The 3,227-nt window shown below is 64.8% G+C and carries 4 protein-coding genes; all 4 read right to left on the bottom strand.

Annotated elements, in window-relative coordinates:
* Positions 1-685, bottom strand: a 685-nt coding sequence (locus WBF82_RS08340; RefSeq protein WP_424382579.1) for a patatin-like phospholipase family protein, incomplete at its 3' end; no start/stop codon positions are given.
* Positions 682-1,551, bottom strand: a complete 870-nt coding sequence (locus tag WBF82_RS08335) for a class II glutamine amidotransferase (protein WP_424382578.1) — start codon at positions 1,549-1,551, stop codon at positions 682-684. The genes WBF82_RS08335 and WBF82_RS08340, both read right to left, overlap by 4 nt.
* A 2-nt stretch (positions 1,552-1,553) precedes the next feature.
* Positions 1,554-2,027, bottom strand: a complete 474-nt coding sequence (locus WBF82_RS08330; RefSeq protein ID WP_424382577.1) for an SRPBCC family protein — start codon at positions 2,025-2,027, stop codon at positions 1,554-1,556.
* A 46-nt stretch (positions 2,028-2,073) separates the two neighbouring features.
* A partial coding sequence (locus WBF82_RS08325) for a long-chain-fatty-acid--CoA ligase (protein ID WP_424382576.1) occupies positions 2,074-3,227 on the bottom strand: 1,154 nt, incomplete at its 5' end.

Genomic DNA, 3,227 nt, shown 5'->3' with positions numbered 1-3,227 from the left:
CGGCGGGTCCGGGGCCGAACAGCGACGGCGCCGACATCCCGGCCGGCACCAGCACGATCGCCATCTCGCAGTCGTCGGCGACGCCCAGGTTGATGGTGCTGCCGATACCGCCGTCCATGTAGCGTCGGTCCGCGATCGTCACCGGCGGCCATGCTCCCGGTACCGCGCAACTGGCGGCTACCGCGTCGACCAGCTCAATGCCCGAATCACGGTCGAACACAACCAGTTCTCCGGTCGCAACGTCGATGGCGGTGACGCGCAGCACCCGGTCGGGCCAGGTGTGCGTCGGCAGGCGCTGGGCGATCACATGCCGCCGGACCGGTTCGGCGACGGTTTCCGTCGCCAGCGCGACCGCCCCGATCCGCTGCCGCTGCTGCGTCACTGTGCTGTCCGGTCGGTCCAACGCGGCCAGGAACAGGTCGGCGACCGCGTCAACCCCGACCCCTGGATCGAGCTCGGTTGACACCTTTTGGACTTGCCGCGCGAACAGGTCCTCGAGGCTCAAGCCGCTGCCGAGCTGTGCGACCACCGCCGAGCCGGCCGAGGTACCCACCAGCACATCGGAATCCAGCAACGCGCGCGCCGCGGCGGGCGACTCGTCGGCGATCCCCTGCAGAACCCCTGTCTCCCAAGCGATTCCAGCTACACCGCCGCCGCCGAGCACCAACGCCCGTTTAATCGTCACTTCGTCGACGCGTGCTGGGCGGCCTGGGCCGTCGCACTCAGATCCTCGAGGCGCACTAGATGCCGTGGCGGATCAGGCAGCGCCAGCTGGCTTTTGATCTGTAGTCCGGCGTCGACGTGGACCAACTCTCCCGGGTCGATCAGGCGCCAGCGCGGTTCGTCATCCATTCGCTCGGTGGCGAAGACCACCGAAGGTCGGGAGCGCAAGTGTTCGGAGTGAGCACGAATCCGCTTGGTGCGCAAGTGAAATTGGCGATCCGATGAGATTTCGCGACGGTCCGACATGTACAGCTCGTGGGTGTCGGGATAGCGCAGCGCCCACATGTCGGTCGCCGTGCTCAGCAGCAGATTGACCGCATAGATTTCCACGTTGGCCGCCAGCCACTTCATCGCGTCGATGACACCGGCCGTCACATCTCCGCCATTCGCCCGGATCGATGCGGTGATCAACGCGAACACCCGCTCAGAGTCGGTCTGCCCCAACACCAGATCGGCGGCGCCCAGTTCGCGCAGCCGCTCGTCGAGCACATCAAGACCTTCAACGACGCCGTTGTGCGCCAAGATCCGCCCGTCTTGTAAAAACGGATGGGTGTTGACTACGTCGTGCGATCCGGTTGTTGCGTAGCGAACGTGCGCGATGAAGGTGGTGCCGGTCATCTCGTGCGCTTCGGTGGCGAAGTCGGTGTCCTGCCACGCGGCGATCGGCTGCTTGCGCACCTGCGGGCGGCCTTCGCCGTCGAAGACGCCCAGACCGGTGCCATCCGGGTTTCTTTTGCTCTGTTCGGCGAGGTTGTCCGGGGCGTCCAGCAGCCAAAACGTCGCGCTCACAACGTTTGTCCCGGCGTGCAACCCGAAAAGTCGGCACATGGTCAGCCCGTCAGCAAGCCTGACAGTGTTTCCAGCGATCGGCGGGCGTAGCCCTTCCACAGCCAGCCCAGTACCGGCAGCAACGGCGCGGTGAGGGCCGAGGAGGCATGGATGTTCCAGCGCCAGGTCACCGTCGTCGCGCTTCCGCTCGCGGTAAAGACCCACTGGCCCTCAGCGTGTCCAACCAGCGATGCCAGTGGGCCTTTGATCTCGGTCAGGGTGTAGCCGAAGGAATGCGGTGGCTCCACACTGGTCAGTTGTTCTCGCATACTTCCGCCACCGGTCAGCATTACCCGCCGGGTCTGCCCTGCTGCGTGCCACTCGCCGTCCTGATCCCGGACTTCTTTGATCGGCGGGATGGGCCCATACCAGTGGCTGAAGATCTTCGGCAGCTCCAACGGCAGCGTGCCGGCGAAGGCATCGTCTAGGCCGACAGCTATGAGGCGCGATTGCTCAACGGCTAGAGAGCTTGGCATGACCGCAGGCTACCGTGAGAGCCCGGGCGCGGTCTTGACCAGGCCCTTAATCTCGCGCTTCGCTGACCTGATAAACGTCGTCGGCGTACCGGGCCCGAATCGTCTTCTTGTCATACTTGCCGACGCTGGTACGCGGAATCTCGTCGACGAACGTCCAGCGCTCCGGCAGCCACCAGCGAACAACTCTGTCGGACAAGAAGTTTCGCAGATCGGTGGCGCTGACACGGGATCCTTCTTTGGCGATGATCACGGCCAGCGGCCGTTCCTGCCAACGCTCGTCGGGCACCCCGACCACGGCGGCCTCCACTACGTCCGGGTGCGCGACCAAATTGTTTTCCAGTTCGACCGACGAAATCCATTCCCCGCCAGACTTGATCACGTCTTTGGCGCGGTCGGTCAGCGTGATGAAGCCTCGTTCGTCGATGCGACCCACATCGCCGGTGCGCAGCCAGCCGGAGTCGAACTTCGACTCGTCGTGCCCCCGGTAGTAGGAACTTGTGATCCACGGCCCGCGAACTTCCACCTCACCGACGGCCTCGTTGTCGTTGGGCAGCACCTGCCCGTCGTCGTCGACGATCCGGGCTTCCACACCGCATAACGGTTGGCCCTGGGTTGCGCGAAATGCCCAGTGTTGTTCATCGGATGTCCCGGGCGGTGGCCAGGCCATGGTTGCCATCGGCGAGGTTTCGGTCATCCCCCACAGTTGACGGATCTGGACGCCGTGTTTGTCCTCGAACGTGCGCATCAGCGACACCGGCACGGCCGAGCCGCCGCAGGCCACCAGCCGCAGCGACGACACGTCGTGGTTGGGCTCGGTTTCCAGGTGGTGCATGACGTCGTTCCAGATGGTCGGTACCGCACCGGCGACGGTCGGCCGCAGCTTCTCGATCATGTCGATCAGCGACTTGGCGTCCAGATGGGCATCGGGCAGCACCAAGTCGGCACCCGCCATCAGCGCCGCATACGGCAGGCCCCAGGCGTTGGCATGGAACATCGGCACGATCGGCAGCACGCAATCACTGGATCCCACCCCGATACCGTTGCTGGTACACGTCGCCATCGTGTGCAAATAGCTCGAACGATGGCTGTAGACAACGCCTTTCGGGTTGCCAGTGGTGCCGCTGGTGTAACACATCGCGGCCGCGGAGTCCTCGTCGATCTCCGGCCAGTCGAATTCGGTCGACTCGCCGGCCAGCATGT

Source organism: Mycobacterium sp., from assembly GCF_049673265.1.
Lineage (GTDB): Bacteria > Actinomycetota > Actinomycetes > Mycobacteriales > Mycobacteriaceae > Mycobacterium.
Note: the sequence above shows the minus strand (reverse complement) of the source record. Positions and strands in the feature narration are given on the sequence as shown.

Excerpts from the sequence above, each read along its gene's own strand:
- WBF82_RS08335 (WP_424382578.1), bottom strand. The coding sequence starts at position 1,551 with ATGTGCCGACTTTTCGGGTTGCACGCCGGGACAAACGTTGTGAGCGCG.
- WBF82_RS08330 (WP_424382577.1), bottom strand. The coding sequence starts at position 2,027 with ATGCCAAGCTCTCTAGCCGTTGAGCAATCGCGCCTCATAGCTGTCGGC.